The organism is Rhodococcus tukisamuensis NBRC 100609 (genome assembly GCF_001894985.1).
Lineage (GTDB): Bacteria > Actinomycetota > Actinomycetes > Mycobacteriales > Mycobacteriaceae > Rhodococcus_G > Rhodococcus_G tukisamuensis.
Genome location: NZ_BCXG01000015.1, coordinates 91,205 through 116,128 on the forward strand (window position 1 = coordinate 91,205; position 24,924 = coordinate 116,128).

The 24,924-nt window shown below is 68.9% G+C and carries 26 protein-coding genes and 2 pseudogenes; 12 read left to right on the forward strand and 16 right to left on the reverse strand.

The genetic code is table 11. From position 1 onward, the window contains the following. Positions 1-5: 5 nt before the first annotated feature. The 4 genes from RT2_RS16400 to RT2_RS26500 all read right to left on the reverse strand — a co-directional run bounded on the left by RT2_RS16400 (position 6) and on the right by RT2_RS26500 (position 3,357). Positions 6-1,031: a zinc-dependent alcohol dehydrogenase family protein gene (locus tag RT2_RS16400; protein ID WP_307718219.1), complete on the reverse strand. Its 1,026-nt coding sequence runs from the start codon at positions 1,029-1,031 to the stop codon at positions 6-8. Positions 1,032-1,281: 250 nt separating this feature from the next. Beyond that, positions 1,282-1,638 (reverse strand): hypothetical protein, encoded by a 357-nt coding sequence (locus RT2_RS16405; protein WP_072845856.1) that lies wholly within the window; start codon positions 1,636-1,638, stop codon positions 1,282-1,284. A gap of 181 nt (positions 1,639-1,819) precedes the next feature. Further along, the gene (locus tag RT2_RS16410) at positions 1,820-2,302 is read right to left on the reverse strand and encodes an adenosine-specific kinase (protein WP_072845857.1); all 483 of its coding nucleotides are present in this window, start codon (positions 2,300-2,302) and stop codon (positions 1,820-1,822) included. A gap of 776 nt (positions 2,303-3,078) precedes the next feature. Beyond that, entirely contained in the window at positions 3,079-3,357 is a 279-nt protein-coding gene (locus RT2_RS26500; protein WP_245709395.1) for a hypothetical protein, read from the reverse strand. Between RT2_RS26500 and RT2_RS16415 the strand changes: the two genes are divergently transcribed. Further along, entirely contained in the window at positions 3,245-3,571 is a 327-nt protein-coding gene (locus RT2_RS16415; RefSeq protein ID WP_245709376.1) for a hypothetical protein, read from the forward strand. The genes RT2_RS26500 and RT2_RS16415 overlap by 113 nt on opposite strands. Before the next feature lie 363 nt (positions 3,572-3,934). Here the strand turns inward: RT2_RS16415 and RT2_RS16420 are convergent, their stop codons facing one another. Then, entirely contained in the window at positions 3,935-4,714 is a 780-nt protein-coding gene (locus RT2_RS16420) for a helix-turn-helix transcriptional regulator (RefSeq protein ID WP_255312546.1), read from the reverse strand. Positions 4,715-4,742: 28 nt separating this feature from the next. Here RT2_RS16420 and RT2_RS16425 point away from each other — a divergent pair, with 28 nt between their 5' ends. The 5 genes and pseudogenes from RT2_RS16425 to RT2_RS16440 all read left to right on the forward strand — a co-directional run bounded on the left by RT2_RS16425 (position 4,743) and on the right by RT2_RS16440 (position 7,929). Continuing rightward, the gene (locus RT2_RS16425; RefSeq protein WP_072845859.1) at positions 4,743-5,474 is read left to right on the forward strand and encodes an alpha/beta fold hydrolase; all 732 of its coding nucleotides are present in this window, start codon (positions 4,743-4,745) and stop codon (positions 5,472-5,474) included. 66 nt (positions 5,475-5,540) lie between these two features. After that, positions 5,541-5,693 (forward strand): annotated as a pseudogene (locus tag RT2_RS26505) (helix-turn-helix domain-containing protein); the annotation flags it as partial. 9 nt (positions 5,694-5,702) lie between these two features. Beyond that, positions 5,703-6,164, forward strand: coding sequence for a PadR family transcriptional regulator (locus RT2_RS16430; protein ID WP_245709377.1), 462 nt, complete (start codon positions 5,703-5,705; stop codon positions 6,162-6,164). Then, positions 6,161-7,063 carry an alpha/beta fold hydrolase gene (locus tag RT2_RS16435; RefSeq protein WP_072845861.1) on the forward strand — a complete coding sequence of 301 codons (903 nt, stop codon included), beginning with the start codon at positions 6,161-6,163 and terminating at the stop codon, positions 7,061-7,063. Before RT2_RS16430 ends, RT2_RS16435 begins: the two co-directional genes overlap by 4 nt. Before the next feature lie 218 nt (positions 7,064-7,281). Then, complete coding sequence (locus RT2_RS16440; protein WP_083577426.1) at positions 7,282-7,929, forward strand: CatB-related O-acetyltransferase; 648 nt, start codon at positions 7,282-7,284, stop codon at positions 7,927-7,929. A gap of 51 nt (positions 7,930-7,980) precedes the next feature. On the opposite strand, the gene era is transcribed toward RT2_RS16440, so the two are convergent. From era to RT2_RS16465, 5 genes are all read right to left on the reverse strand, one after another. Further along, the gene (gene era, locus RT2_RS16445; protein ID WP_072845862.1) at positions 7,981-8,901 is read right to left on the reverse strand and encodes a GTPase Era; all 921 of its coding nucleotides are present in this window, start codon (positions 8,899-8,901) and stop codon (positions 7,981-7,983) included. Beyond that, positions 8,898-9,305, reverse strand: a complete 408-nt coding sequence (locus RT2_RS16450; RefSeq protein WP_072845863.1) for a cytidine deaminase-like protein — start codon at positions 9,303-9,305, stop codon at positions 8,898-8,900. Before RT2_RS16450 ends, era begins: the two co-directional genes overlap by 4 nt. Beyond that, a complete protein-coding gene (locus tag RT2_RS16455; protein ID WP_072845898.1) occupies positions 9,298-10,620 on the reverse strand; it encodes a hemolysin family protein in 1,323 nt (440 codons plus the stop codon). The genes RT2_RS16450 and RT2_RS16455 overlap by 8 nt, the downstream gene beginning before the upstream one ends. A gap of 49 nt (positions 10,621-10,669) precedes the next feature. Continuing rightward, on the reverse strand, positions 10,670-11,212 hold the full coding sequence (ybeY, locus tag RT2_RS16460) for an rRNA maturation RNase YbeY (RefSeq protein ID WP_072845864.1): 543 nt from the start codon (positions 11,210-11,212) through the stop codon (positions 10,670-10,672). Positions 11,213-11,276: 64 nt separating this feature from the next. Beyond that, positions 11,277-12,359: a PhoH family protein gene (locus RT2_RS16465; RefSeq protein ID WP_072845865.1), complete on the reverse strand. Its 1,083-nt coding sequence runs from the start codon at positions 12,357-12,359 to the stop codon at positions 11,277-11,279. 271 nt (positions 12,360-12,630) lie between these two features. On the opposite strand from RT2_RS16465, the pseudogene RT2_RS26510 reads away from it, so the two are divergent. From RT2_RS26510 to RT2_RS16480, 4 genes and pseudogenes are all read left to right on the forward strand, one after another. Beyond that, positions 12,631-12,867: pseudogene (locus tag RT2_RS26510) on the forward strand (PadR family transcriptional regulator); the annotation flags it as partial. A 297-nt stretch (positions 12,868-13,164) separates the two neighbouring features. After that, the gene (locus RT2_RS26515) at positions 13,165-13,839 is read left to right on the forward strand and encodes a GyrI-like domain-containing protein (RefSeq protein WP_245709379.1); all 675 of its coding nucleotides are present in this window, start codon (positions 13,165-13,167) and stop codon (positions 13,837-13,839) included. Next, the gene (locus RT2_RS16475; protein ID WP_072845867.1) at positions 13,832-14,500 is read left to right on the forward strand and encodes a DMP19 family protein; all 669 of its coding nucleotides are present in this window, start codon (positions 13,832-13,834) and stop codon (positions 14,498-14,500) included. Before RT2_RS26515 ends, RT2_RS16475 begins: the two co-directional genes overlap by 8 nt. A gap of 118 nt (positions 14,501-14,618) precedes the next feature. Next, positions 14,619-14,894: a putative quinol monooxygenase gene (locus tag RT2_RS16480; RefSeq protein WP_245709380.1), complete on the forward strand. Its 276-nt coding sequence runs from the start codon at positions 14,619-14,621 to the stop codon at positions 14,892-14,894. 32 nt (positions 14,895-14,926) lie between these two features. On the opposite strand, the gene RT2_RS16485 is transcribed toward RT2_RS16480, so the two are convergent. Beyond that, entirely contained in the window at positions 14,927-16,426 is a 1,500-nt protein-coding gene (locus RT2_RS16485) for a flavin-containing monooxygenase (RefSeq protein WP_072845869.1), read from the reverse strand. A gap of 216 nt (positions 16,427-16,642) precedes the next feature. On the opposite strand from RT2_RS16485, the gene RT2_RS16490 reads away from it, so the two are divergent. Further along, on the forward strand, positions 16,643-17,503 hold the full coding sequence (locus RT2_RS16490) for an SMP-30/gluconolactonase/LRE family protein (RefSeq protein ID WP_072845870.1): 861 nt from the start codon (positions 16,643-16,645) through the stop codon (positions 17,501-17,503). 23 nt (positions 17,504-17,526) lie between these two features. On the opposite strand, the gene RT2_RS16495 is transcribed toward RT2_RS16490, so the two are convergent. From RT2_RS16495 to hrcA, 4 genes are all read right to left on the reverse strand, one after another. After that, entirely contained in the window at positions 17,527-18,300 is a 774-nt protein-coding gene (locus RT2_RS16495) for an alpha/beta hydrolase family protein (protein WP_072845871.1), read from the reverse strand. A 2-nt stretch (positions 18,301-18,302) separates the two neighbouring features. Then, on the reverse strand, positions 18,303-19,067 hold the full coding sequence (locus RT2_RS16500; protein ID WP_072845872.1) for a 16S rRNA (uracil(1498)-N(3))-methyltransferase: 765 nt from the start codon (positions 19,065-19,067) through the stop codon (positions 18,303-18,305). A gap of 37 nt (positions 19,068-19,104) precedes the next feature. Further along, complete coding sequence (dnaJ, locus tag RT2_RS16505) at positions 19,105-20,259, reverse strand: molecular chaperone DnaJ (protein ID WP_072845899.1); 1,155 nt, start codon at positions 20,257-20,259, stop codon at positions 19,105-19,107. Between the two features lie 98 nt (positions 20,260-20,357). Continuing rightward, positions 20,358-21,392, reverse strand: a complete 1,035-nt coding sequence (hrcA, locus tag RT2_RS16510; RefSeq protein WP_072845873.1) for a heat-inducible transcriptional repressor HrcA — start codon at positions 21,390-21,392, stop codon at positions 20,358-20,360. Positions 21,393-21,595: 203 nt separating this feature from the next. Between hrcA and RT2_RS16515 the strand changes: the two genes are divergently transcribed. Beyond that, the gene (locus tag RT2_RS16515) at positions 21,596-21,901 is read left to right on the forward strand and encodes a type II toxin-antitoxin system VapB family antitoxin (protein ID WP_072845874.1); all 306 of its coding nucleotides are present in this window, start codon (positions 21,596-21,598) and stop codon (positions 21,899-21,901) included. Between the two features lie 19 nt (positions 21,902-21,920). On the opposite strand, the gene RT2_RS16520 is transcribed toward RT2_RS16515, so the two are convergent. Then, positions 21,921-24,815: a UPF0182 family protein gene (locus RT2_RS16520; protein ID WP_083577428.1), complete on the reverse strand. Its 2,895-nt coding sequence runs from the start codon at positions 24,813-24,815 to the stop codon at positions 21,921-21,923. Between the last annotated feature and the right edge of the window lie 109 nt (positions 24,816-24,924).

The following is a 24,924-nucleotide window of genomic DNA, read 5'->3' on the forward strand; positions in this document are numbered from 1 at the left end:
GCCTCCTACGGTTCGAACACCAGCAGCGGTTTGCCCCCGTGTTCGGGAGCTTCGGCCAAACAGACGGCTTCGCTGAACTTTTCGACGGGGATCGGCTGGCCCTCCGGCACGCGCAACACTCCGCTGTCCGCGAGCTGAACCGTCCGGTCGATCGCCGCAGCCATCCGATCCTTCGGGGTCTCGGTGAACCAGCGCAGCAGCCAAAACCCGCGAACGATCTTTGTTTCGTAGATCAGCGAACGCGCGAAGATCGGGATGGTGAGTTTGTCGGGATCGGTTTGGCGGTGCGTGGACAGCGCACCGTAGACGACCAGCTCACCGTGCGGTGCGAGTGCACGCGACACGTCGGCACCCACCTGACCGCCGACACAGTCGATCGCCTTGGACACGCCGTCGTGGCCTGCGATGTCGGCCACCCGTTCGCGCAGGTCCTCGTCCTCCGTGCAGATCACCGCGGTGCCCCCCAGCGCGAGGATGCCCTCGACAGCGGATCGACGGCGGACCACGTTGAGGGTCTTGAAGCCGACGTGCGCCCCGAGTTGGATGACCGACTGACCCACGGTCGAACCGGCCGCCGTCTGCAGGAGCCACTCGCCCGGTCGAACATCGAGCTCGTCACCGGTCAAGATCACGGCGGCGAGAGGATTGGCGAGAATCTGGGCGGCCGTGGAATCGCTCATGCCGGCGGGAACCGACAAGACCCGCCCGGCATCGGCGACGACATACTCCTGCCACGTTCCCGTGACTCCGATCGTGATGACGCGTTGCCCGACGGTCAGACCGTCTGTGCCGCTACCGAGTTCGTCGATCACACCGACGGATTCGATTCCGGGCACGGTCGGGAACTCCGGGGTGAATCCGTACCTCCCGCGGATGGTGTGCAGATCGCTGGCATGGACAGGTACAGCTGTCACCCGAATCCGGACCTGACCGGGACCGGGATCCGGAAGCGGGCGGGTGCGCAGGTGCAGGACCTCGGACGGTTCGCCCAAATTGTCGGCTACGACAGACCGCATCGTTCGCATCGTCATGACGCTCCTTCGGTCGGATCCAGATCTCACCGTGGTTCGGTCGCATGGCGTCGACCCCGCTCTTTGGCGGCGACATTCGGATCAGCGCGGTCAACGACGGCCGTACCAGCGCCAATGCTGCCACCACTGCGGGGTCAGTGTCGGCGTCGAAACTATCGGTCGGTCTTGCCGTGGCGATCGATCTCGAGCCGCCGGCCCGACTGGGAGGGCGATGCCGAACCATCCACGCGAGCCGATCTGCCGGCTTGGCTCACCCCACATTCCCGGGGATTGCAGTGAGTTCGAGGGCGGCGTTGAAGCAGAGCCCATTCACGAAGGCGGGTCCCGAATAGAAACCCGGGAGGGCGGGACCGTATCCGACATAACCGCCAGGGTGGGTGACGACACCCAATCCCGGCGGTACCACGGCGGTCCCTATCCCCGCCGTCGCGAACACCGCGCACGTCCATGCGGGGTCCCTGGCATCGTCGAGGTACAAGGAGCCCTGGACGCCGGGGGCCGGGTCGCCGCTGATCAACACCGGGTCGGCTGATGCGAGCCCCGGCGAGAGGGCGATCGCTGCTGCAAGGCTGAGGGAATCACCGACGGCTCGCCACGTGCTGTTCATGATTCGATCCCTTCTGATGTCAGCCCAGGAGTTCGGCCGCCCAACGGCTGGGCACATCCCGCCGGACCCTATGGGAGCGTGGTGATCTGAAGGGCGGTCCGGAGACCGCCGGGCGAAGATGCGGTGGACTGGATGCAGTCTCACTGATTCGAGGTCCGCTCGATCCACGCGACGAGGGCGCTCAGAGTTTGTAACCGATCGTGCGGAGCAGCGCCTTGCGGTCTGCGACATCGCCGCTCGTCTCCACGCCGGCAGGTGGGTACCCGTCGATCACACCGACAATGCCCCGGCCGAGCTCCGTCTCGGCCACGATGACCTCGACGGGGTTGGCCGTAGCGCAGAAGATGCCGCACACCTCCGGCACCTGCTTCAGCGTGTTCAGGATGTTCACCGGATAGCCCTCCTCGACGAACACGAAGAACGAGTGGCCCGCGCCGACCGTGAGTGCGTTGCGCGTGGCCAACTCGACGAGGCGGTCGTCGTTGCCCGAGCAGCGCACGAGGCGAGGGCCCGAAGCTTCGCAGAACGCCACGCCGAACCGGAGGTGGGGACTCACTCCAGCCAGTGCTTCGTGCAGGTCCTCGACGGTCTTGATGAAGTGAGCCTGCCCGACGACAACGTTCATGTCGTCGGGCTTGTCGACCGCCACGATGTGCAACTCCACGATTGCCTCCTCGGTTGCTGCGACTGTGCAGGCCAGCGTCGAAACAAGTCTGCCTCGCTCCGGTAACGACGGCAACGACGGCAACGACGGCAACGACGGCAACGACTCCACCGGCACAGGCCGGATTCCGATGCCGTCCACGTGGTCTGGCATGCATCCTCGTCGACGACGGGCACCCCCGCCTGGCGGAACCGGCAGACGCGCGGGTTCAAAATCCGGTATCCCCGGTATCCGTAAGGGTGGGGGTTCGATTCCCCGTCGCCGCGACACCCCGCATCCACCCTCTCCCCTCCGTCTGGCAGTGCTGTCCCACCGATCGTGAGGCCCCTCGCGAGAACATCGCCGCCGTGAAACGGCGGGCCGAGGATCGGGTTCCCCGAGTACCTGTCCCCAGGGGTCGGGCAGGTTGCGTTCGAGGTGCCAGTACCGCAGCGTCACCACATTGACAACGAAGGGTCGGACATTGACCCTCCCGATAGGCTGTTCGGACGGTCGGGACAAATCACCCATCCCGGAGGTGTTGCGGATGCTGCCGCCAGACGCAATTGACCGGATATGGCAGTTGGACGGCAACTACCGCTGCCCCAGGCATGGCGGATCACGCTGTGGCCGATCTCGGATGCGACTTCGGCGGACACTGCCCCTGACCCGAAAGGTTCCCCGACGTGTTCCAACTGTGGTGGTACACCATGAACCTGCCGAAAGACTGGATCCAGGCACTGAATGCCATAACCCCTTGCGAGTGGTGGGGATGGGGACACTGTCCGTATCCGTGATCAGTTGTTGGTGATCACGAAGCCCTTGCCCGCCGGATTACCCTGCACCGCGATGCTTTTCTTGGAGGTCGCCATGATCGATTTCGTTCGCCGATCGGTCGCCTGCGCGGCCATCGTGGCCGGTTCGGTTCTGACGCCGGCGGCCGTCGCCTCCGCCGCTGTCACCGTGCCGTTCCAGATCAACCCCGCGCCGTTCGGAAACCCGTACGGCAGCCTCGACGTTCCCTCGATCCGCTGTGTGGCCGTGGTCGGCGAACAGCCTGGGACGGTGACGATCACCGGACCGAAGGAAGGCTGGTGGGGGTGCCTACTCCCGGGCGAAGTGCACTGGCTGAACCTGTCGAGCGGAGCCTCCGGCTCCGCCCGGATGTCGGCCGGAGTGGACGGACACCCGGCAGCGATCCTGCCGACCGGGACCGGGCAGGTCGTCGTCGCCGCCACTTCCGACGCCGGCCCGTACACGCCGGGCGTCGTAACCGTCTACGTTCCGTAGGCGACGGCCCCGCGGTCCGGGAGGGCGCGCGGGTTCCCGCTCACCAAGTGGTCGCCGGCTTCGTCGATTTCTGACGCCGTACAGGTGCCTTCGTCGCCTGGTAACGCCGCCCCAGAAGCGAGGTGATGCTCAATGGGACCTTCGGGTGGTCCCATGCTCGTGGCAACGAGGTGGTCCCATCGCCCTGGCAAGCGACACCGCCACCTACGGGGGGGTGATCGCGGCGCTGGAGACGTGGCCATCCCGGACTCGAGATTCAAATCCGCTGCTCGAAACTTCACCACGGCACGGTGGACTGCTTCAGTCGGCCACCTGATCCTGCGCCTGGCCGCCACAACCTGGAGCTCATCCAGATTTGTGTGACTAGGTGTACTGACCGGAAAGGTTGATTGAGTGACTCACTCCCCCCCGACCGTGTACCGGTCTGGCGTTCGCTGGGGGTTCTCCGACCTCGTGGATGGTGTGGCCGCTGCAGGCCGTCTTAGTTACGGTGGCCTGCTCGATGCGCGACACGGTAAACCATCGCATTGCGTCGCGCTTTCGGCACCATCCAATTAAGTACCACTGGCCGTTCGTGGAGGCGAACAGCACGGGCTCGACGTCGCGGGTGGTCGTGGTGCCGTCTCTCGATGTGTAGCGAATACGGATCACTCGCTGCTCGGCCATCGCCTCCTCCAGGGCCGACTTCGTTGCGCGTGAAGATGAGGGAACCGCGTTGACCCACACACGGCGGGCTAGATCGTCGGCCCTTGCTCGCGTTCTGGGATCGAGAACATCCAAGACCTTTTGGATGCCGGCTGCTGCCAGATCAGCGTAGGGGGCATCGGGCGCAGCGGACACGGCCGCCATGAGCGCCACAGCCTGCGCCGGAGACAGACTGACGGGTGGCAAGGACGCGCCTGTAGCCAATCCGTATCCACCGCCCGGACCTGGGCGCGACCATAGAGGCGCGCCGCTGTTCTCCAACGCATCGAGGTCTCTCTTGATTGTGCGCACGGACACCTCGAACTCTCTCGCCAGCCGTTCGGCGGAGACCCCCCGCGCGCCGCTGCGGCGCAACATCTCTGATATTGCATGGAGCCGTTCCGCTCGCTTCACTGTTCGGACCCCGGCAAATTCATGACATAAATAGTGACATACCATTGTCCGCAGGGCCTGCGAGAGTTGTGGCATGACAACCACTATGAGCAGTCCGACCATCATCCTTATCGCCGGCCACTGGCTGGGCGCTTGGGCGTGGGATGAAGTCCTTGAACACCTGAAAACCGACCATTCTCGTGCAATCGCGATGACGCTGCCTGGTCTCGACGGGGACGATCCCGAGCGTGCGGCGAAGACTCTCGACGATCAAGCCGCAGCGATCCTAGGCGTCATTGCCCAACACGGGAATCAGCCTGCGTTCTTCGTCGCTCACAGTGGAGCCAACGCTCCCGTCAGTCTCGTCATTGACCGACACCCTGAGCTTGTCCACCGGGTGGTGTGGGTCGACTCCGGCCCGGTGGCGACGGGAAGTGTCTTCGCTCCAGACCTCCCGGAGGGGTTGAAGGAGCTTCCGCTGCCGTCCTTCGACATCCTCGCACAGCAGGCGAGCCTCGAAGGCCTGAGTGCAGAGGTCCTCGAGCGTTTTCGGGCCCGGGCCGTCCCTGAGCCCGGCCCCGTGCTTCGTCAGCCCGTCGAGCTCACGAACGACGCCCGCCGCAAGGTCCAGACCACCCTGGTGTGCTGCTCGATCCCGGGCGCGCAGGTGCTTGAGCTGGCCCGAGCAGGCCATGCCATGTTTGCCGAAGTCGCGAACCTCGAAGACCTCGACGTCATCGACCTCCCGACGGGGCATTGGCCTATGTGGAGCCGTCCCCGCGACCTCGCCAAGGCCATTCACTCAGCGGTTTCTCGAACCAACTGAACTGCACGCACAACCTGAAGGGGTCAGCCGAATCCGGCTGGCCCCTTTGCTTCTCCGAGGGAATTCATGACACACCCAAACGCTGCTCTCACACCGCGCCACCGGCTAAAGGTCGCCCGCCTCGTCGTCGATGACGGTTGGCCGATCAGCGAAGTTGCCGCCCGATTCCAGGTCTCGTGGCCCACGGTCAAGAGATGGGTCGAGCGATACCATCCCGGCTTCGACGGCGTGCTGAAGTTCGTCTGGCACGCGAAGCAGACTCAGGTGTATCCCGAGTTGAAACGTCTTGCCGCCGACGGGTTGATACGTGAACAAGGGGAAGGTCCACGCGGCCGCCGGCCGTACGAGATCACCGAAGACGGCCTGACCGAGCTTCGCCAGTGGTTGACCGTCGCAGCCCCGGATCACTCATTGAGGAACGAGACCGTCCTGCGGTCCTTCGCATTGTGGCTCGTCGAGCCGGAGGAGGCACGAGAGTTCCTGTCCGGGGAGCTCGAGTACCACCGAGCGCGGCTACGTGGAATGCGAGTGCTCAAGCAGAGTCTCGACCTGGCCAGTCCCGCTGACCGAGCAGCACTGCTCGGTTTGGAGGCAGGGATCCGACGCCTGGAGGCAATGATCTCCTGGGCCGAATGGGCAATCGAGACGGTCGCGACCTGGCCGAGCCGTGAGGAGCAGGCCTCCGCATGAAAGACACCTCGACAAGCATCGAACTGGAAGACGGCCGCCGGATCGGATTCGCCGAATTCGGTGACCCCACCGGCATGCCTTGCTTCTTCGTCCACGGTTACTCGTCTTCTCGGTGGATGGCGGGCTGGACCATGCCGGGCGAGCTGCTCGAGCGCCACGCCATCCGGGTCATCGCCATCGACCGCCCGCATTACGGGCTGTCGTCACCACACCCGGCCGGCGGATTCAGGCAATGGGCCGCGGACGGGACCGCATTGGCTGAGCACCTCGGTCTCCATCGGGTGGCCGTGGTCGGCGTGTCGATGGGCGCGGGACCCGCGCTGGCGCTCAGTGCGCAACGCCCGGACCTCGTCACCAGCACAACGATCCTCAGCGGCATGCCGCCGGTCGATGCACACGAACGGTGGACCCCCGCCAACCGGGGCGACGCCCTCTATTGGCGTCTCGCGCGAAGTGCCCCGTGGCTGCTGCGGTCGCTCTGCGCCCTGACCGCATCGACGTTGGCCAAGGCGGCCGACGGGGACGCCGACAAGCTGATCGCGAGGATGGATCGCGCGCTCCCGACGTCCGACCGCCAGGTCTTCCGCTCGCTCCTCAGCAACGACGCCAGCCGCGCGGCGTTCATCTCCGATATGCGGGAGAGTTCCCTGCAGGGTGGAGCTGCCGCAGCTCGTGACCTTCGGCAGTATCTGCGACCATGGGGATTCGAGCCGGCCGACGTCCCCGGCCCTGTCCGGTTGTGGCATGGGCTCGAGGATCCGAAGGTGCCTGTCGAGTTGGCGCGACGACTGGCCGACCGCCTCCCGCAATGCACAGCGCGGTACGTCGCTGGCGGCCACTTCTCGCCGTTTGCGCATCGCGAGGAGATCCTGGACGACCTGTCAGGCGATACCCGGTAGTAGCGGGATACCGCCGGAAGGCCCGCCGGATCATGTTGGTACGCCTCGCCCAGTCGGCTTTGTCTCAACAGCTACAGCTGAGTTTCGTCTCGACGCCCCTGTTTCCCTGGTTCCGGCCTCAACTCTCCGCGAGCGCGGCGGGTCAGGAACCCACGACCGAGCGGTGGTGACGGGCGCCTGCTTTGATCACGGGTGCGACGTCAACCCGAGGAGCCGAATTGTCCGCCCACCACGCCCCCGACCCCACGACCGTGCACCCGGTCGCGGGACAGCCGCGAGTCGTCCTGCTCAAACCGCTGATCGACAACCCCCTGATCGAGATCGGGGAGTACACCTACTACGACGACCCCGAGTTCGCCGAGCAGTTCGAGACGCGAAACGTGCTGCACCACTACGGTCCCGACCGACTCGTGATCGGAAAGTTCTGCGCCCTCGCCACGGGGACGACCTTCATCATGAACGGCGCGAACCACCGGATGGACGGGGTCTCTACCTTCCCCTTCCCGATCATGGGCGGCGCGTGGGCCGAACACCTCGACCTGGTGACCGACCTGCCCTCACGGGGCGACACCGTCGTCGGGCACGACGTATGGATGGGCGGCAACGTCACCGTCATGCCCGGCGTCCGCATCGGACACGGGGCGATCATCTCCACGGGATCCGTTGTCACCCGCGATGTTCCCGACTACGCCGTCGTCGGCGGCAACCCTGCCGTCCACATCAAGGACCGCTTCGCCCCCGACGAGGTTCGGGAACTGCTCGCCCTCGCCTGGTGGGACTGGCCGATCGAGACCGTCACCGAGCACCTGCGGACCATCGCCTCGGGCACCGTCGCCGAGCTGGCCCTGGTCGCTCCGCACCCGTGAGCGGTTGACGGGTCCGTGGACCCGTCAACCGCGCACGGGCGGCGCAGCCGCCTAGAAGCCCAGGCGGCCCAGCTGCTTCGGGTCGCGCTGCCAGTCCTTGGCGACCTTCACGTGCAGCTCCAGGAACACCCGGGTGCCGAGCAGCTTCTCGATCTGGGTGCGGGCCTTGGTGCCGACCTCGCGCAGCCGGACGCCGCCCTTGCCGATCACGATGCCCTTCTGGCTGGGCCGCTCCACGTAGAGCAGCGCGTGCACGTCGAGCAGCTCGCCCTGCTTCTCGGTGCGACCCTCGCGCGGGATGATCTCCTCGATGACGACGGCCAGCGAGTGCGGCAGCTCGTCGCCCAGGCCCTCGAGCGCGGCCTCGCGGATCAGCTCCGCCATCAGCGTCTCCTCGGGCTCGTCGGTGAGCTCCCCGTCCGGGTAGAACGCCGGCCCGGGATCCATCTTCGACGCGAGCAGGTCGACGACGACCTCGACCTGCTCCCCCGACGCGGCCGAGACCGGCACCACGTCGCAGTCCGGGCCCAGCAGCTTCGACAGCGCCAGCAGCTGCTCGGCGACCTTCTCCCGGCTCACCTTGTCGATCTTGGTGACGATGCCGATCAGCGTGGTCTTCGGCGCCATCTGCCGCACCTGGTCGAGGATCCAGCGGTCGCCGGGACCGATCTTCTCGTCGGCGGGGATGCACAGGCCGATCGCGTCGACCTCGGAGTAGGTGTCGCGCACCAGGTCGTTGAGCCGCTGACCGAGCAGCGTCCGCGGCCGGTGCAGGCCGGGGGTGTCGACCAGGATCAGCTGCGAGTTCTCGCGGTGCACGATGCCGCGGATGGTGTGCCGGGTGGTCTGCGGCCGCGACGAGGTGATCGCGATCTTGCTGCCGACCAGCGCGTTGGTCAGCGTCGACTTGCCGGTGTTCGGCCGGCCGACGAAACAGACGAAGCCGGAACGGAATTCGGTCTCAGTACTCACAGGTGTTCTCCATCGGTAGGGCTGTCGGGCGTCCAGCCCATGACGTGCGGTGCCGACCCGTCGGCGCGGGCGGCGATGAGTTTGACGGTCGTGGTCACCTCGGTGAGGGCGAGCACGCCGGGTTCGGCGTTCCAGACGGCCTCGACGATCTCCTGGGCGGTGCCGGTCAGGTCGGCGTCGACGACGGCGGCGGCCTCGAAGCCCTGCGCACCGCTCGACAGCGCCGCGACCACCGCCGCCTGCAGCGCGGTGAGGGTCAGCGCGTCGAGCGAGACCGGACCTGCGGCGTAGGTGCGGCCGTCGAGGTCCCGCACGGCGGCGCCCTGGCGCCCGCCGGCGCGTCCCATGGCGGCGCGGGCCAGGACCACCAGCTTGGCGTCCTCCTCGGCGAGTTGGTCACTCATGTCGGCCCCTCCCGGTCTCGGTCCGTCCACCCGGTTCGTCGTCCGGTTCCGGCAGGCGCCACGCCAGCACGGTGTTGATCCGGACCCGGCCGCGCGGGTCGCCGCCGCCCTCGGCACGCAGCGCCAGCCCGTGGGTGTTCACCTCGGAGCCGGGCAACGGGACCCGGCCGAGTTCGTAGCCGAGCAGCCCGCCGACGGTCTCGACCTCGTCGTCGTCGATCTCGATGTCGAACAGTTCGCCGAGGTCCTCGACGGGCAGGCGCGCGGACACCCGGAAGCGTCCGTCGCCGAGCGTCTCCACCGGCGGTGTCTCGTCGGTGTCGTACTCGTCGGCGATCTCGCCGACGATCTCCTCGATCACGTCCTCGATGGTCACCAGCCCGGCGATGCCGCCGTACTCGTCGACCAGCAGTGCCATGTGGTTGCGGTCGCGCTGCATCTCGGCGAGCAGGCTGTCGAGCGGCTTGGAGTCCGGCACGAACACCGGTGGCCGCATCACCTCCTCGACGGTGACGCCGCCGCCGCCGTCGGTGGAGTGGTAGGTCCGCGCCACCAGGTCCTTGAGGTACACCACGCCGAGCACGTCGTCGACGTTCTCGCCGATCACCGGGATCCGGGAGTGGCCGCTGCGCACCGCCAGCGACGTGGCCTGGCCGGCCGACTTGTCCGCCTCGATCCAGACCATCTCGGTGCGCGGCACCATCACCTCGCGGGCCGGGGTGTCGCCGAGTTCGAAGACGGACTGGATCATCCGGCGTTCCTCGTCGGCCACCACGCCGCGTTCCTGCGCCAGGTCGACGAGCTCGAGCAGCTCGATCTCGGAGGCGAACGGGCCGTTGCGGAAGCCCTTGCCCGGGGTCAGCGCGTTGCCGAGCAGGATCAGCAGCCGGCTGATCGGGCTGAGCAGCACCGCCAGCGCCTGCAGGGGCATCGCCCCGACCAGCGCGATCGAGTACGCGTGCTGACGGCCCACGGTCCGCGGTCCGACGCCGATCGCCACGTAGTTGACCAGGATCATCACCACCGCCGAGATCACCAGCGCCCAGCCGCGGCTGAGCAGGTCCAGCAGCGCGGCGGCCAGCAGCACGGTCGCGCAGATCTCCGCGGCGATCCGCAGCAGCACCACCAGGTTCACGTACCGCGGACGGTCCGAGACGACGGCCAGCAGCCGCTGCGCACCCGGGCGGCCGTCCTTGACCATCTCCTCCACGCGGGCGTGGGAGACCGTGTTGAGCGCGGAGTCGACGGCCGCGAACAGGCCGCCGACCAGGACGAGGACGACGGCCAGCAGGATCAGCCCGATGTCACCGGTCACGGACACTCACGGCTCGCCGGGTTCGCCGAACTCCACGGTAGGCACCGCCTCACTGCTGGGGGCCGTCGACAAACCCGGTCTTGCCGAGCAGCCGCTGGTCTCGGGCGGCCAGCTCGGCCTCCCGCTCGGCGCGGGCGAGGTCCTCGTACCAGTCGGCGAGCAGGCTGTTCTGCAGCGCGAACATCTCCTTCTCCTCCTCCGGCTCGGCGTGGTCGTAGCCGAGCAGGTGCAGGACGCCGTGCACGGTGAGCAGGGCCAGCTCATGCGCGGTGGAGTGACCGGCCTTGGCGGCCTGGTCGGCGGCGAACGCCGGGCACAGCACGATGTCGCCGAGCATGGCGGGGCCGGGCTCCGGCGCGTCGGGCCGTCCGCCGGGCTCGAGCTCGTCCATCGGGAACGACATCACGTCGGTGGGGCCGGGCAGGTCCATCCACCGCATGTGCAACTCGGCCATCGTGTCGAGGTCGACGAGCACCATCGACAGCTCGGCGGCCGGGTGCACGTCCATCTGGGCGATGACGAACCGCGCGACGTTGATCAGCTCGGGTTCGGAGACGTCGATCCCGGACTCGTTGGATACCTCAATGCTCATGACAGTCGATCTCCTCGGGCGGCCGCGTGGGTGACGGTGGTGGGGTCCAACGGACGGGGCGGCACTAGCGCCGCTGCGAGCGGGCCGACGCCGACCGCCGGTGCGCCCGGTTGCCGAGCGTCACCTCGTCGACGCGCTCGGTCTCGAAGCGCTCGTAGGCGTCGACGATGTCGGAGACCAGCCGGTGCCGGACCACGTCGGCGCTGGTCAGCTCGGCGAAGTGGATGTCGTCGATGTCGGTGAGGATCTCGCTGGCCGCGCGCAGGCCGGAGCGGGCGCCGCCGGGCAGGTCCACCTGGGTGACGTCGCCGGTGACCACGATCTTCGAGCCGAAACCCAGCCGGGTCAGGAACATCTTCATCTGCTCGGCGGTGGTGTTCTGCGCCTCGTCGAGGATGATGAACGCGTCGTTGAGGGTGCGTCCGCGCATGTACGCCAGCGGCGCCACCTCGATCACCCCGGCCTGCATCAGCTTCGGGATGGCCTCGGGATCCATCATGTCGTGCAGCGCGTCGTGCAGCGGCCGCAGGTACGGGTCGATCTTCTCGTGCAGGGTGCCGGGCAGGAAGCCGAGCCGCTCGCCTGCCTCGACCGCGGGCCGGGTCAGGATGATGCGGCTGACGTTCTTGGACTGCAGCGCCTGCACGGCCTTGGCCATGGCCAGGTAGGTCTTGCCGGTGCCGGCCGGGCCGATGCCGAACACGATGGTGTTCGCGTCGATCGCGTCCACGTAGCGCTTCTGGTTGACCGTCTTGGGCCGGATGGTCTTGCCGCGCCGGGACAGGATGTCGAGGCTGAGCACCTCGGCCGGGGACTCCCCCATGCCGTCGGTGAGCATCCCGACGCTGCGCCGCACCGCGTCCGGCGTCAGCGACTGGCCGCGGGCGACGAGGACGGCCAGTTCGCCGATCGCCCGCTCGGCCAGGGCGACGTCCGCACTGGTGCCGGTGAGGGTGATGGTGTTGCCGCGCACGTGGATGTCCGCGGTGAGTGCCCGCTCGAGAGCCTTGAGGTTCTCGTCCGCGGAGCCGAGCAACGGGAGCGCAATTTCGGGGTCGATCTCCATGCTGGAGCGGACCGTACGCTGTGCCGGGCGGTCCCGGCTCCCGTCCGGCGTCGACACCGAGGTCACCGTGGTCTCGCCCATTTCGCTGTCTGCACTCACGTGTTGGCTTCGGCCTGCTTCCCTGACTCGACGATGCCTGTGCCTGCAGTCTATCGCGGGTCCACGCGGCCACCCACCGAGTTCACCCGGCCGGGACCCGCCGCGGGCAACCGCCCGCCCCGGCATCCCGGCTCCACGCCCGCGCCTGGTCGACCACCGCCGCCTCGCCCGGCAATTCCAGTTCGTGCTCGGCCACGGACCGCTCGAGACCGGATCTCGCACCCCCCGATTGCTCTAGCGCTAGAGTAGTCCCGTGACCGACCATCTGACGGATGCCGAGCTGACCCTGCTCGGCCTCCTGAGTGAGCGCCCCCGGCACGGCTACGACCTCGACCGCGTGATCGAGGACCGAGGCATGCGGGAGTGGACCTCGTTGGGGTTCTCCTCGATCTACTACCTCCTCGACAAGCTCTCTCGCAGAGGCCTTGTCGAGCCGGAGTCCGCGGACGAGCCCCGTTCGCGGCGTGCGACCTACCGGCTCACCGAGGCAGGTCACGCGCTGGCGGCGGCGCAGACGCTCGACGCCGTCGACACCCTCACACCGATCCGGGCGAGGGTCCTCGTCGGCATCGCCAACAGCCCGGACCTCGGCACGCCGGAGGTGACGGATCGGCTTCGCCGTCGGGCCGCGCGCCTCCGGGCGCAGCTCGACACGCTGCGCGAACGGTCGCGGGCGCAGTCGCCGCTCCCCGACCACGCGGCCGAACTCTTCCGTTACAGCGAGGCAATGATCCTGGCCGACATTCAGTGGACCGAGGATCTCGTCTCCCGACAGAAAGCCGCCGGCATGGACAAGTACGACATTAAGAAGGCGCACAAGCAGCTGTACGCACCGAACGCGAAGGCGTTCGCACTCGTCGACGTCCCGGAGCTGACATACATCGCCGTCGACGGGCACGGCGACCCGAACACGTCGCCCGCGCACGCCGCCGCCGTCGAGGCGCTCTACGCCACCGCGTACGCGATCAAGTTCGCCAGCAAGAACGCAGTGGGCCGAGACTTCGTGGTCGGGCCGCTCGAAGGTCTGTGGCGCGCCTCCGACATGCGCAGCTTCGTCACCGGCGACAAGGACGGTTGGGACTGGACGATGATGATCGTGCAGCCCGAGTGGATCACCGCGGCCGACATCGAGCGGGCGCGCGCGGAGGCCGGCGCCAAGAAGGATCTCCCCGCTCTGGACCGGCTGCGCCCGATCACCCTCGCCGAGGGGCGGAGCGTGCAGATCCTGCACCTCGGCCCCTACGACGACGAGGCACCCACCCTGGCCCGGCTGCACGACGAGTTCATGCCCGGGCACGGACTTGCCTTCAACGGCGATCACCACGAGATCTATCTCAGTGACGCCCGCAGGACGGCTCCGGCGAAGCTCAGGACGATCCTCCGGCAACCCGTCCGGTCCGCACAGCCCGTGTCACCGTCGGGTGGGAGCGGTGACGCGCGAGAGGGGTCGCCGGATGAATGACCTCCGCATCGCCGAGGTCACCTTCACTGACACAGACGTCGTCCTGACCCTCGCGAACGGCGGCGTGGTGACGACGCCGCTTGTGCGGTACATCCGGGTCGAGAAGGCGACACCCGCCGAGCGCACCCGCTGGATGCACGCCGACGACGGGCACGGTGTGAACTGGCCGGAGCTCTGGGAACCCGACGACGAGGGCATGGTGAGCATCTGGGACATCCTCCAAGACCGGCTCTACGAGGCCGCGCTCGGTCGCGTGCAGCAGGCCGGCTGGGACGTGGACGCCCTGTCGCAGCGTGACCACGAGCTGGTCGCGCTGTGGCGGCTGGAGGCCGACATCAACAACGGCGGGTTCTTGCAGTTCTTCGGCAACTGGGGCGTGCGCAACCATCTCACCGCCGTCGCCGCACTCGACCTGATCGGTGCATGCAGGGCCGCAGAGCTCGTCCGCAGGATGCATGCGGTGATCGAGCCGTACGCCGACGAGGTCGTCTCACCCGCCGACCTTCCAGGTCTGCTCACCGAGTCCGACCATGACCGGCTGCAGGAGCTGGACGAGGCCTTCTGGGAGTACCCGGACCGGCTCGCGCGGCTCGTCGTGCAGCACTACGACGCCCACACTCACGACGACGGCACACGACGATCACACGGAGGCGCGCAATGACCGAGTGTTCGCATCGCGTGGTGTCCACTGCCCTTGCTCTTCGAGCAGTGTCGATACTGGTCAACACGTAAGCCCCGGCAGTGGGTGCAGAGCAGATGGAGCACAGGCGTTGATCAGAGTGATGGTGGGAAGCACCGTGCCGACCGAACACCTCGACAGGGTTCTCGCGCTGTACGACCGGCTGGTGACCGAGACGCGGAAGGAACCTGGTTGCACGAGCTATGAACTCCTGCAACGGGAGGACGATCCACGAGAACTGATGTTGGTCGAGGAATGGGAATCCCAGGAGCACCTCGACGCGCACACCAGGACGTCCCACTTCGTGTCCATTGTGGGGGAACTGGACCAGCTCGAACGGGCTGCACCAGCACTCATCTACAACCAGGTCTTCTAGGCCGGCAGGTCACCAGCACCTGCCGATGACCCCTAGGGGATGCGGCCCACCGACTCCCCCGCCGGGTCTCCTGCGGACGCGAAGCTCATCGAGTCCGCAACCGAACCGTGACGCAACGTGACCAGGTCGCGGAAGAAGTTCATCCGCAGCCGCCACGGCGGCGCGTCGCCCTGCTTCGGGAAACTGTCGACCGTGCGCAGCACGTACCCGGCAGCGAAGTCGAGGAACGGCTCCTCTCCCACCGCGGGGTCACGACGCGGCACGCAGGACGCGTAGCCGCCGGCGTCCATGTGGCCCAGCAGGCGAACGACGTACTCGCACACCAGGTCCGCCTTGAGGGTCCACGACGCGTTGGTGTACCCGACGACGAACGCGAAATTCGGTACCCCGCTGAGCATCATGCCCTTGTAGGCCATGGTCTCCGGGAGCGACACCGTGTCGCCGTCGACGACGATCTCGATGCCGCCGAACGCGATCAGGTTCAGGCCCGTCGCGGTCACGACGATGTCCGCCGGTAGCCGCTTACCCGACCGCAACGTGAGGCCGAATTCGGTGAAGGTGACGATGTGGTCGGTCTCGATCTCGACGTCGCCGCGCCGTAGGGCGCGGAACAGGTCGCCGTCGGGGACCAGGCACAGACGCTGGTCCCACGGGTCGTACCGCGGCGCGAGATGGGTGTCGATGTCGAAACCCTCACCCACCCGGCCGACCTGGGCCCGCCGGATCAGAGCCCGCGCGGCCCGCGGGAACCGTTGGCACAGCTCGTAGACCGCCACCGAGCGGGTGATGTTCTTGGCCCGGGCCACCGCGTAGGCGGCGCGGGTGGGCAGCACCCGGCGCAGCGCCGAGGCCATGGCGTCCTTCGCCGGCGCGGCCACGATGTAGGTGGGTGAACGCTGCAGGATCGTCACCCGCGCACCCAGTTCCGCCAGGGCGGGCCCCAGCGTGACGGCGGTCGCGCCGCTGCCGATGACGACCACCCGCTTGCCGGCGCAGTCGAGGTCCTCGGGCCAGTGCTGGGGGTGGACGACCCGGCCCGCGAACTGATCGACACCCGCGAAGTACGGCGTGTACCCCTCGTCGTAGCGGTAGTAGCCGCTGCAGGTCATGACGAAACCGGCGGTGAGCGTGACCCGTTCCCCGGTGTCGCTGCGCCGGGCGTCGATCGTCCACCGACTGTCCGCGCTCGACCACGTGATCCGAGTCACCTGGTGCCGGAAGCGGATGTTGCGGTCGATCCCCGCGTCCGCGGCTGTGTCCCGGATGTACTGCAGGATCGACGGGCCGTCGGCGATCGCCTTGCCCCCGGTCCACGGCCGGAACCGGTAACCGAGGGTGTACATGTCGGAGTCGGACCGGATCCCCGGGTAGCGGAACAGGTCCCAGGTGCCGCCGATGCTCTCGCGCGATTCCAGGATCGTGTAGGTCTTGTCCGGGAAGTTCTCCTGCAGATGATGCGCGGCGCCGATTCCGGAGAGTCCGGCCCCGATGATCAAGACGTCGACGTGGTCGGCGGTCGGTTCTGTTCGCATCGCGTGGCGTCCTCCGCTCTTGCTCGTCGAGCCGTGTCAATACTAGTCAACACGTAAACCCCCCAGCCGGGTGCAGAGCTCAGGCCCGCAGCTCGTCCAGTCCCGCAGCCCATCGGGGCGAGTCACCCCTGGTCCCCAGGCGGCCTCGCACCGATGAGTTTCGCCCGCTCGAGACGTCTACCTCCCCTGAACGACAGCCGGAGGCGGATCATACGAATGATGCAGACACTGGCGAACGGCTTCGGCCAGCTGGAATCCCCACGCTGGCACGACGGCCGACTGTGGTTCGCGGACTGGACGGCCGGGGTGATCCACGCGATCGACCCGGCGGGCCGGATCGAGGCCGTGGTCGAGCATCGGTCGTTGCCGCTGTGCTTCGACTTCCTGCCCGACGGTGCACCGGTGCTCGCCTCGGGCCCCGAGCGGGCGCTGCTCCGCCTGTCCCCGGACCGGACCCTCACGCGCTACGCGGACCTGTCGGCGCTGTCGCCGTACGGCAGCAACGACATCGTCGTCGACGGCCGGGGCAACACCTACGTCAACAACGTCAACTTCGAGTTCGCCGCGGGGCCTCCCGCGGGTGAGTGCGCGCCGGGATTCGTGGCACTGGTTTCGACGGACGGGCGCGTCCGCGTTGTCGCCGACGACCTGGCCTTCCCGAACGGCATGGCGGTCACTGCCGACAACGCCACCCTCGTCGTCGCCGAGTCCTACCGTCACCAGCTGACCGCCTTCGACATCGCGGCCGACGGTTCGCTGACGAACCGCCGCGTGTGGGCCGACGTCGGCAACCACTCACCGGACGGCATCTGCCTCGACGGCGAAGGCGCCGCCTGGTACGCGGACGTCGGCGACCGGTGCTGCGTGCGGGTCGCGGAGGGCGGTCAGGTGCTCGATCGGGTGCAACTCGACCGGGGCGCGTTCGCCTGCGCGCTCGGCGGGGCGGACGGCGCCACCCTCTTCGTCGTCGCGGCGCGGTGGCCCGGGGCCGAGCGGTTCACGGACCACACGGCATGGGACGGCACCGTGGTCAGTACCCCCGCGCCGGCGCCGGGGGCCGGGTGGCCTGGGGCCTGACTCACGTCGGCGCCCGGCCTGTGTCACTGCGGCGGCGCCGACCAGGGATCGTCGTCGAGCAGTGCCCGCAGGGTGAGGTCCCAGCTGCGGGAACCGCGGGAGAGGAAGTCGTTGTGCCCCTCGCCCGGCACCTCCCAGAACGCCACCGTGTCCCCGGCCGCCGCCGCGGCGTCCCGGTACGCGCGGCTGGCGGCGGCGGGTACCTGGACATCCTCCGCGCCGTGAATGCAGACCGCCGGAACGCCGATCGGGACCCGGTACACGGGCGAGGCGTCGCGATAGAGCTCCGGCGCGTCCTCGTACCGGGCGCCGAAGAACGCCGCCAGGGCGGCACCGGCGGTGCGACCGGCCGCCCGCGCGGCCAGGTCCATCGCACCCGCCTGCGCGACGACCCGCTCGGGGCGGATCTGGGAATCCCGTTGCCCGGCAACCCACAACGCCAGCTGCGCGCCCGCGGAGTGCCCGACCACCCGGACGTTGCCGAGGTCGAGCGGGATCGGCGACAGGCCGGGCAGCACGCCGCCGACCGCGGCCAGCGCGGCCTCGATATCGGCACTGGTCTGCTCCCAGCCGCCACCAGCGCCGACCCGGCGGTACTCGACGTTCCACGACGCCACCCCGAGCCGAGACAGTTCGATCGCGAGGGCGGTCGCCAGGTTCAGGTGGAAGTCGGCGCTCCAGTAGCCGCCGTGGACGAGCATCACCACCGGCACGGGCTCGGTGACCGGGACGGAGGGCAGGTACAGGTGCCCGAACTGCTGCGGCTCGGGTCCGTAGTCGACGCGTTGACGGGGCACCGCTAGTCCTGCAGGGGCCGCGCGGACCAGCGGTCGGTCAGCACACCGAGCGCGCCGAGCGCCACCGCGGCCGCCGTCGAGGTCCGCAGCACCGTCGGGCCCAGCCGCACCGCGACCGCGCCGGCCGCCGTCAGCGCCTCGACCTCCGAGCCGTCCAGGCCGCCCTCCGGGCCGACCACCAGCACCACTTCCGCCACGTCCGCCAGCTCGAGCCCGGCGAGCGCGGTGGTGGCCGACTCGTGCAGCACCCCCACCACCCCGCCGGACGCCGTCACGCGGCGCACCAACTCGACCACCGCGGCGGTGCGGTGCAGTTCGGTGACCTCCGGAATGTGTGCGCGCCGTGACTGTTTCGCCGCGGCAACCGCCACCGCGCGCCAGCGGGCGACGCCCTTGTCCGCCTTCGGCCCCTCCCAGCGGGCGACGCAGCGCGCGGACTGCCACGGCACGATGGCGTCGACGCCGGCCTCGGTGGCCAGTTCGACGGCCAGCTCGGAGCGCTCGGCCTTCGGCAGCGCCTGCACCAGCGTCACCGTCGGCGTCGCGGGCGGCAGGCTGTCGCGTTCGCCGACCTCGAGGTCGAGCCGGTCCTTGCCGACCGCGACCACCACGGCCCGCGCGATGCCGCCGTGGCCGTCGGAGAGCACCAGGTGCTCACCCACCCGGATCCGGCGCACCGTGGCGGCGTGCCTGCCCTCCTTGCCGTCGAGCACCGCCGGCTGACCGGCGGCGGGCAGCGGGTCCAGGTAGAAGACCGTCGCGGCCATCGGTCAGACCCCGCCCTGTGCGGCCGGCATCCGTCCGTCAGCGGCCACTGAACGCGTCCCGCAGTCGGGAGAAGAGTCCGCCGTTGTGCTGCGAACCGGTGGTCACGACCTCGGCGTGGTCCTTGTCGCGCAGGTCCTTGAACTCGCGCAAGGCCGCGGCCTGCTTGCCGTCCAGGCGCGAGGGCACCACGACCTCGAGGTGGGCGTGCAGGTCGCCGCGCACGCCGGAGCGCAGCTTCGGCATGCCGTGCCCGCGCACCGACTCGACCGTGCCGGGCTGGGTGCCCGCCGGGATGTCGATCTCCGTCGGCCCGTCGAGGATGGTGTCGACGACGACCTTGGTGCCCAGTGCGGCGTCGGCCATCGGCACCCGGATGGTGCAGTGCAGGTCCTCGCCGTCGCGCACGAAGGTCTCGTGGGGCTGCTCGCTGATCTCGACGTACAGGTCGCCGGACGGTCCGCCGCCGGGACCGACCTCGCCCTGCGACGCCAGCCGGATCCGCATGCCGCTGCTCACGCCGACCGGGACCTTCACCGCGATGTCGCGGCGGGCCCGGACCCGGCCGTCGCCGCCGCACTTGTGGCAGGGGTCGGGGATGGTCTCGCCCGCGCCGCGGCAGGTGGGGCACGGCCGCGACGTCATCACCTGGCCGAGGAACGAACGCTGCACCGACTGCACCTCGCCGGCGCCGGCGCAGGTCTCGCAGGTGACGGGCTTGGAGTCGCCGTTGGTGCCGGAGCCGGTGCAGCTGTCGCACAGGATCGCGGTGTCGACGGTGATGTGCTTGGTCACGCCCGTCGCGCACTCGTCGAGCGTCAGCTTGGTGCGCAGCAGCGAGTCCGCGCCGGGCTGGACGCGGCCGCGCGGGCCGCGGGCGGCGCCGCCACCGCCGCCGAAGAACGCCTCGAACACGTCGCCGAGACCGCCGCCGAAGCCGGCACCGCCGAAACCGCCGGCGCCCCCGCCGCCGCCCTGCGCGAGCGGGTCGCCGCCGAGGTCGACGATGCGCCGCTTCTCCGGGTCGGAGAGCACCTCGTAGGCGGTGGAGATGTCCTTGAACCGGGCCTGCGCGGACTCGTCGGGGTTGACGTCGGGATGCAGCTCCCGGGCCAGCTTGCGGTACGCCCGCTTGATCTCCTGGTCGGTCGCCTTGGATCCGACTCCCAGCAATCCGTAGTAGTCCCGTGCCACGTTCTCGTCTCTCACCCTCGTTGGTTGATCAGCATGAAGAAAAATCGGTCAGTAAGCGGGCCCGACCGGGCCCGGGACGCGCGAAGTCCGCGCGTGGTTCAACGCTCGGCGAGCACCTCGCCGATGTACCTGGCAACCGCGGCCACCGAGGCGATTGTTCCCGGGTAGTCCATCCGGGTGGGGCCCAGCACACCCACGCCGCCGAAGCGGGTGCTCGCGGTGCCGTAGCCGGTGGTGATGACGGAGGTGCCGCGGATCTCCTCGACCTGCGTCTCCTCGCCGATCCGGACGGTCACGGTGCCGGCGTCGCCGGTCGCGGCCAGCAGCTTGAGCACGATCACCTGCTCCTCGAGCGCCTCGAGGACGGAGCGCATCGAGCCGGGGAAGCCGGTGAAGTCGGCGGCGTTGCGCGTCAGGTTCGCGGTGCCGCCGAGCACCAGCCGCTCCTCCGGGTGCTCGACGAGGGTCTCGATCAGCACGGTCGCCGACCGCACCACCGCGTTGCGCAGGTGGTCGGGGGCGTCGGCCGCCAGCTCCGAGACGGCGATGGACGCCGCCGCGAGCTTCTTGCCCTCCAGGGCGCCGCCGAGCAGGTCCCGCAGCCGGGCCAGGTTCTCGTCGTCGATGGTGTCGCCCAGTTCGACGATCCGCTGGTCCACCCGGCCGGAGTCGGTGATCAGCACCAGCAGCAGCCGGGCCGGGGTCAGCGCGACCACCTCGAGGTGCCGCACCGACGACGCCGACAGCGTCGGGTACTGCACGACGGCGACCTGGCGGGTCAGCTGCGCCAGCAGCCGGACGCCGCGCCGGAGCACGTCGTCCAGGTCGACGCCGGACTCGAGGAACTCGAGGATGGCCCGGCGCTCGGCCGGCGAGAGCGGCTTGACGTCGGCGATCCGGTCGACGAACTGCCGGTAGCCCTTGTCGGTGGGCACGCGGCCGGAGCTGGTGTGCGGCTGGGCGATGTAGCCCTCGGCCTCGAGCACCGCCATGTCGTTGCGGATGGTCGCGCTGGACACCCCGAGGTTGTGCCGCTCCACGAGTGCCTTCGAGCCGATCGGCTCCTGGGTGGCGACGTAGTCGGCGACGATCGCCCGCAGCACCTCGAATCGTCGGTCCTCGGTACTCGACACGCCGGCTCACCTCCGTTTCCCGGATCACACCGCCGGATTCCCGGCGACAGTCGTCCCTGTGTAGCAGGGGTGCGCACACCCCGCTGTCAGTAACCACTCTAGTAGCCGGTCACGACCGCCCCGTGGAGGCCTTACTGTGGGTGGCTGCGCGACACAGACAAGTGCCCGACGGCACACCACCGACTACGGCGACGGATGCATCGATGATTTTCAAGGGCGTGAGGGACGGCAAGCCATACCCCGAGCACGGGTTGTCGGTCCGTGACTGGTCGAAGATCCCACCGCGCCAGGTGCGCCTGGACGAGATCGTCACCACCACCAAGGTGCTCGAGCTGGACCGGCTGCTGTCCGAGGACTCCACCTTCTACGGCGACCTGTTCCCGCACGCGGTCCAGTGGGACGGCGTGATCTACCTCGAGGACGGCCTGCACCGGGCGGTCCGCTCGGCGCTGCGCAACCGCGTCGTGCTGCACGCGCGGGTGTTCGACTACGACGCCATCCGCGCCTGACGACCCGCCAGGTCCGAGCTCACTTCCCGGCCGTCTGGTACGCGTCGATCGCCTTCTGCAGCCGGTCGACCGCCTCCCGGAGCTGCGCGATCGCCGCATCGAGTGCGGCCTTGGCCGGGTCGGGCGGTGCGGGTGCGGCCGTCGGCGGCAGGGCGGGAGCACCCGGGATCGGCGGCGGCTGCCCGGGGTGCCCGCCGGGCGGGGTCGCGACGTTGCCCGTCCCGGAGCCGAAGATCTGGTCGAGCGCCTCCCCGAGCGTCGGGGCGTACCCCACCCGGACCCCGCCCGTGGCGCCCGGTTCCCGGTAGCTGACCAGCATCCGGGCAAGCTGCGGGAAGGTCGAGACGTTCTGCGCCGACGCTATCCGCTCGGTGAACAGCGGCTCCACATAGAGCGCCCCACCGTCGGCGATCGGCAGCGTCAGCAGGTTGCCGTACTGGATCCGGTTCGACCGCTCCAGCAGGGTGCGCTCGGACGCCACCCGGGTGTCCGAGATCATCGAGTTCTGGATCTGCTGCGGTCCCTGCGTCAGGGCGTCCGTCGGCAGCTGGAGGACGGTGATCTTGCCGTAGTCCGCCGGGTCCGAGTTCGCCGAGATGTAGGCGGCGAGGAACTCGCGCCGGAAGCCCACCATCGCGCTCGCGAGACGGAACGACGGCGCCGCGGTCTGCTGGTCGCCGACGAGCACGTAGAACGGCATCTGGTACGGGTTGGTCTCGACCGTCGGGTCGCTCGGCACACCCCAGAAGGCGTTCGTGGTGAAGAACTCTCGCGGGTCGTCGACGTGGTACTTCGCCAGCATCTCGCGCTGGATCTTGAACAGGTCCTCCGGGTACCGGAAGTGGGCCCTGAGCTCGTCGGGGACGGAGTCCGCGGGTCGCACCGTGCCCGGGAAGGCGCTCATCCACGCCTTGAGCACCGGGTCCTGGCGATCGACCTGGTACAGCGTCACGGTGCCGTCGTAGGCATCGACTGTGGCCTTCACCGAGTTCCGGATGTAGGACACCTCCGCGCCCGGCTGGTTGGGCGGGTTGCCGACCGCGAGGGCGTCGAGCGAGCTCCGCTGCGCGTACGGGTAGTTGTCCACTGCGGTGTAGGCGTCGACGATCCACACGATGCGGCCGCCGACCACGGCCGGGTAGGGGTCGTGGTCGGCGGTCAGCCACGGCGCCACCAGGTGCACGCGTTCGGTCGGGTCACGGTTGAAGATGATCTTCGAGCCGGGCCCGATCGCCTTCGAGAACACGATGTTGCGCTCGGTGTACTCGAGGGCGAACGCCACGCGGTTGAACCAGTTGCCGATCGGGACGCCGCCGGACCCCGCGTAGGTGTACTTGGCTGCGTCGGTGTCGTACTCGCGCGGTCCGTCACCCGCCGGCCCGCCGACAACGGCGTAGTCGGGATCGGACTTCGCGATCATCTCGCCGAAGTAGATGCGCGGTTGGTCGACCCGGATCACCTGGTGCCCCGACTCCCCGGTGGCGATGTCGCTCACCGTGTAGACCGGGTAACCGCTGTTGCTGCTGGACGTGTCGCCGGTCGCCTCGCGAACCGCGGCGTTGACCCGGTTCGCGGGCGCGGCCACGAACCCGTCGCCGTGGGTGTACACCGTGTGCTGGTTGACCCACTGGGTCTGGTTCCCGCTCAGACTGCTCGGAGTCAGTTCGCGGGCTGCGACGACGTAGTCGCGGAGTTGACCGTCGACGACATACCGATCCAGGTCCAACGTCGGCGGAAACGCGTAGAAGTTCTTCAGCTGCTGCTGCTGGATGAAGGTGTGCGAGAGCACGTTCGGGTCCAGCAGCCGCGCGTTGGCGAGGGTGGTCACATCCGCCGGGACGTCGTGCGGCGACTTCGTTCCGATCCCGGGGTAGGCCTGGTACGCGACCTTGTCGGCGCCGATCCCGTAGGCCATCCGGGTGGCCTCGATGTTGCGTTCTATGTAGGGGCTCTCCCGGTCCGCCGCGTTGGGGCGCACGGAGAACTGTTCGACGGCCAGCGGCCACGCCACACCCACCAGGAGCGAGGACAACACCAGCAGGATCGCGGTCATCGCCGGGATCCGCAGGTCGCGAACGACGATCGCGGCGAAGAACGCGGCGGCGCAGAGGACCGCGATCGCGCACAGGATCATCCGCGCCGGCAGCACCGCGTTGATGTCGGTGTAGCCGCCGCCGGTGAAGGTGGGTTCCTTGCGTCCGCTCGACAGCCGCGCGTACCGATTGAGCCAGTACGCAACGGCTTTCAGCAGGATCAACGTGCCGAGCAGCACCGCGAGCTGAATCCGCGCGGCCCGCGTGAGCGCGAGGGAGCCCTCGGACACCCGGACTCCCCCGAACAGGGCGTGCGTCCCCAGACTGGCAAGGAAGGCCAGGAACGTCGCGGCGAACAGCCAGTCCAGGGCTGACCGGTAGAAGGGCAGGTCGAACACGTAGAACCCGACATCGTGACCGAACTGGGGGTCGGCGACGCCGAAGGAACCGCCGTGCAGGAACAGCTGCACCGTCATCCAGCTCGCCTGCGCGCCGAGTCCGCAGAACAGGCCCACCAGCACCGGAATGCCCAGCCCGAACAGTCGCGGTCGGCGCGCCACGATCGCGCGGAACGCCGCGACCGGGTCGTCCGGTCCGGCGCGCCCGGCGAGCAGCGGGCGCGACCGGTACGCGAGCAGCACGGCCAGCACCACCGCACCGCCGACGACCACGGCCACCACGAGGAAGATCAGCACCCGGGTCGTCAGCACGGTGGCCCAGACGCTGCGGTAGCCGACCTCCCCGAACCACAGCCAGTCGGTGTAGAGCTCCACTACCAGGGGAATGAAGATCAGCCCGGCGAGGGCCAGCACCGCGAGCAGCAGCAGGATTCGACCGCGCCGCGACAGCGACGGTAGACCGCCTGCGGGCCGCATACCCACTCCCTGACCGCATCCCGCCCCAGCTCCGATTCTACGGAGCCGAGCGGTGCCCGGCGGCGCGAAGACACCTGCGCCCAGGTAAGGCAGAACGCGGGAAACCGGTCCTCCT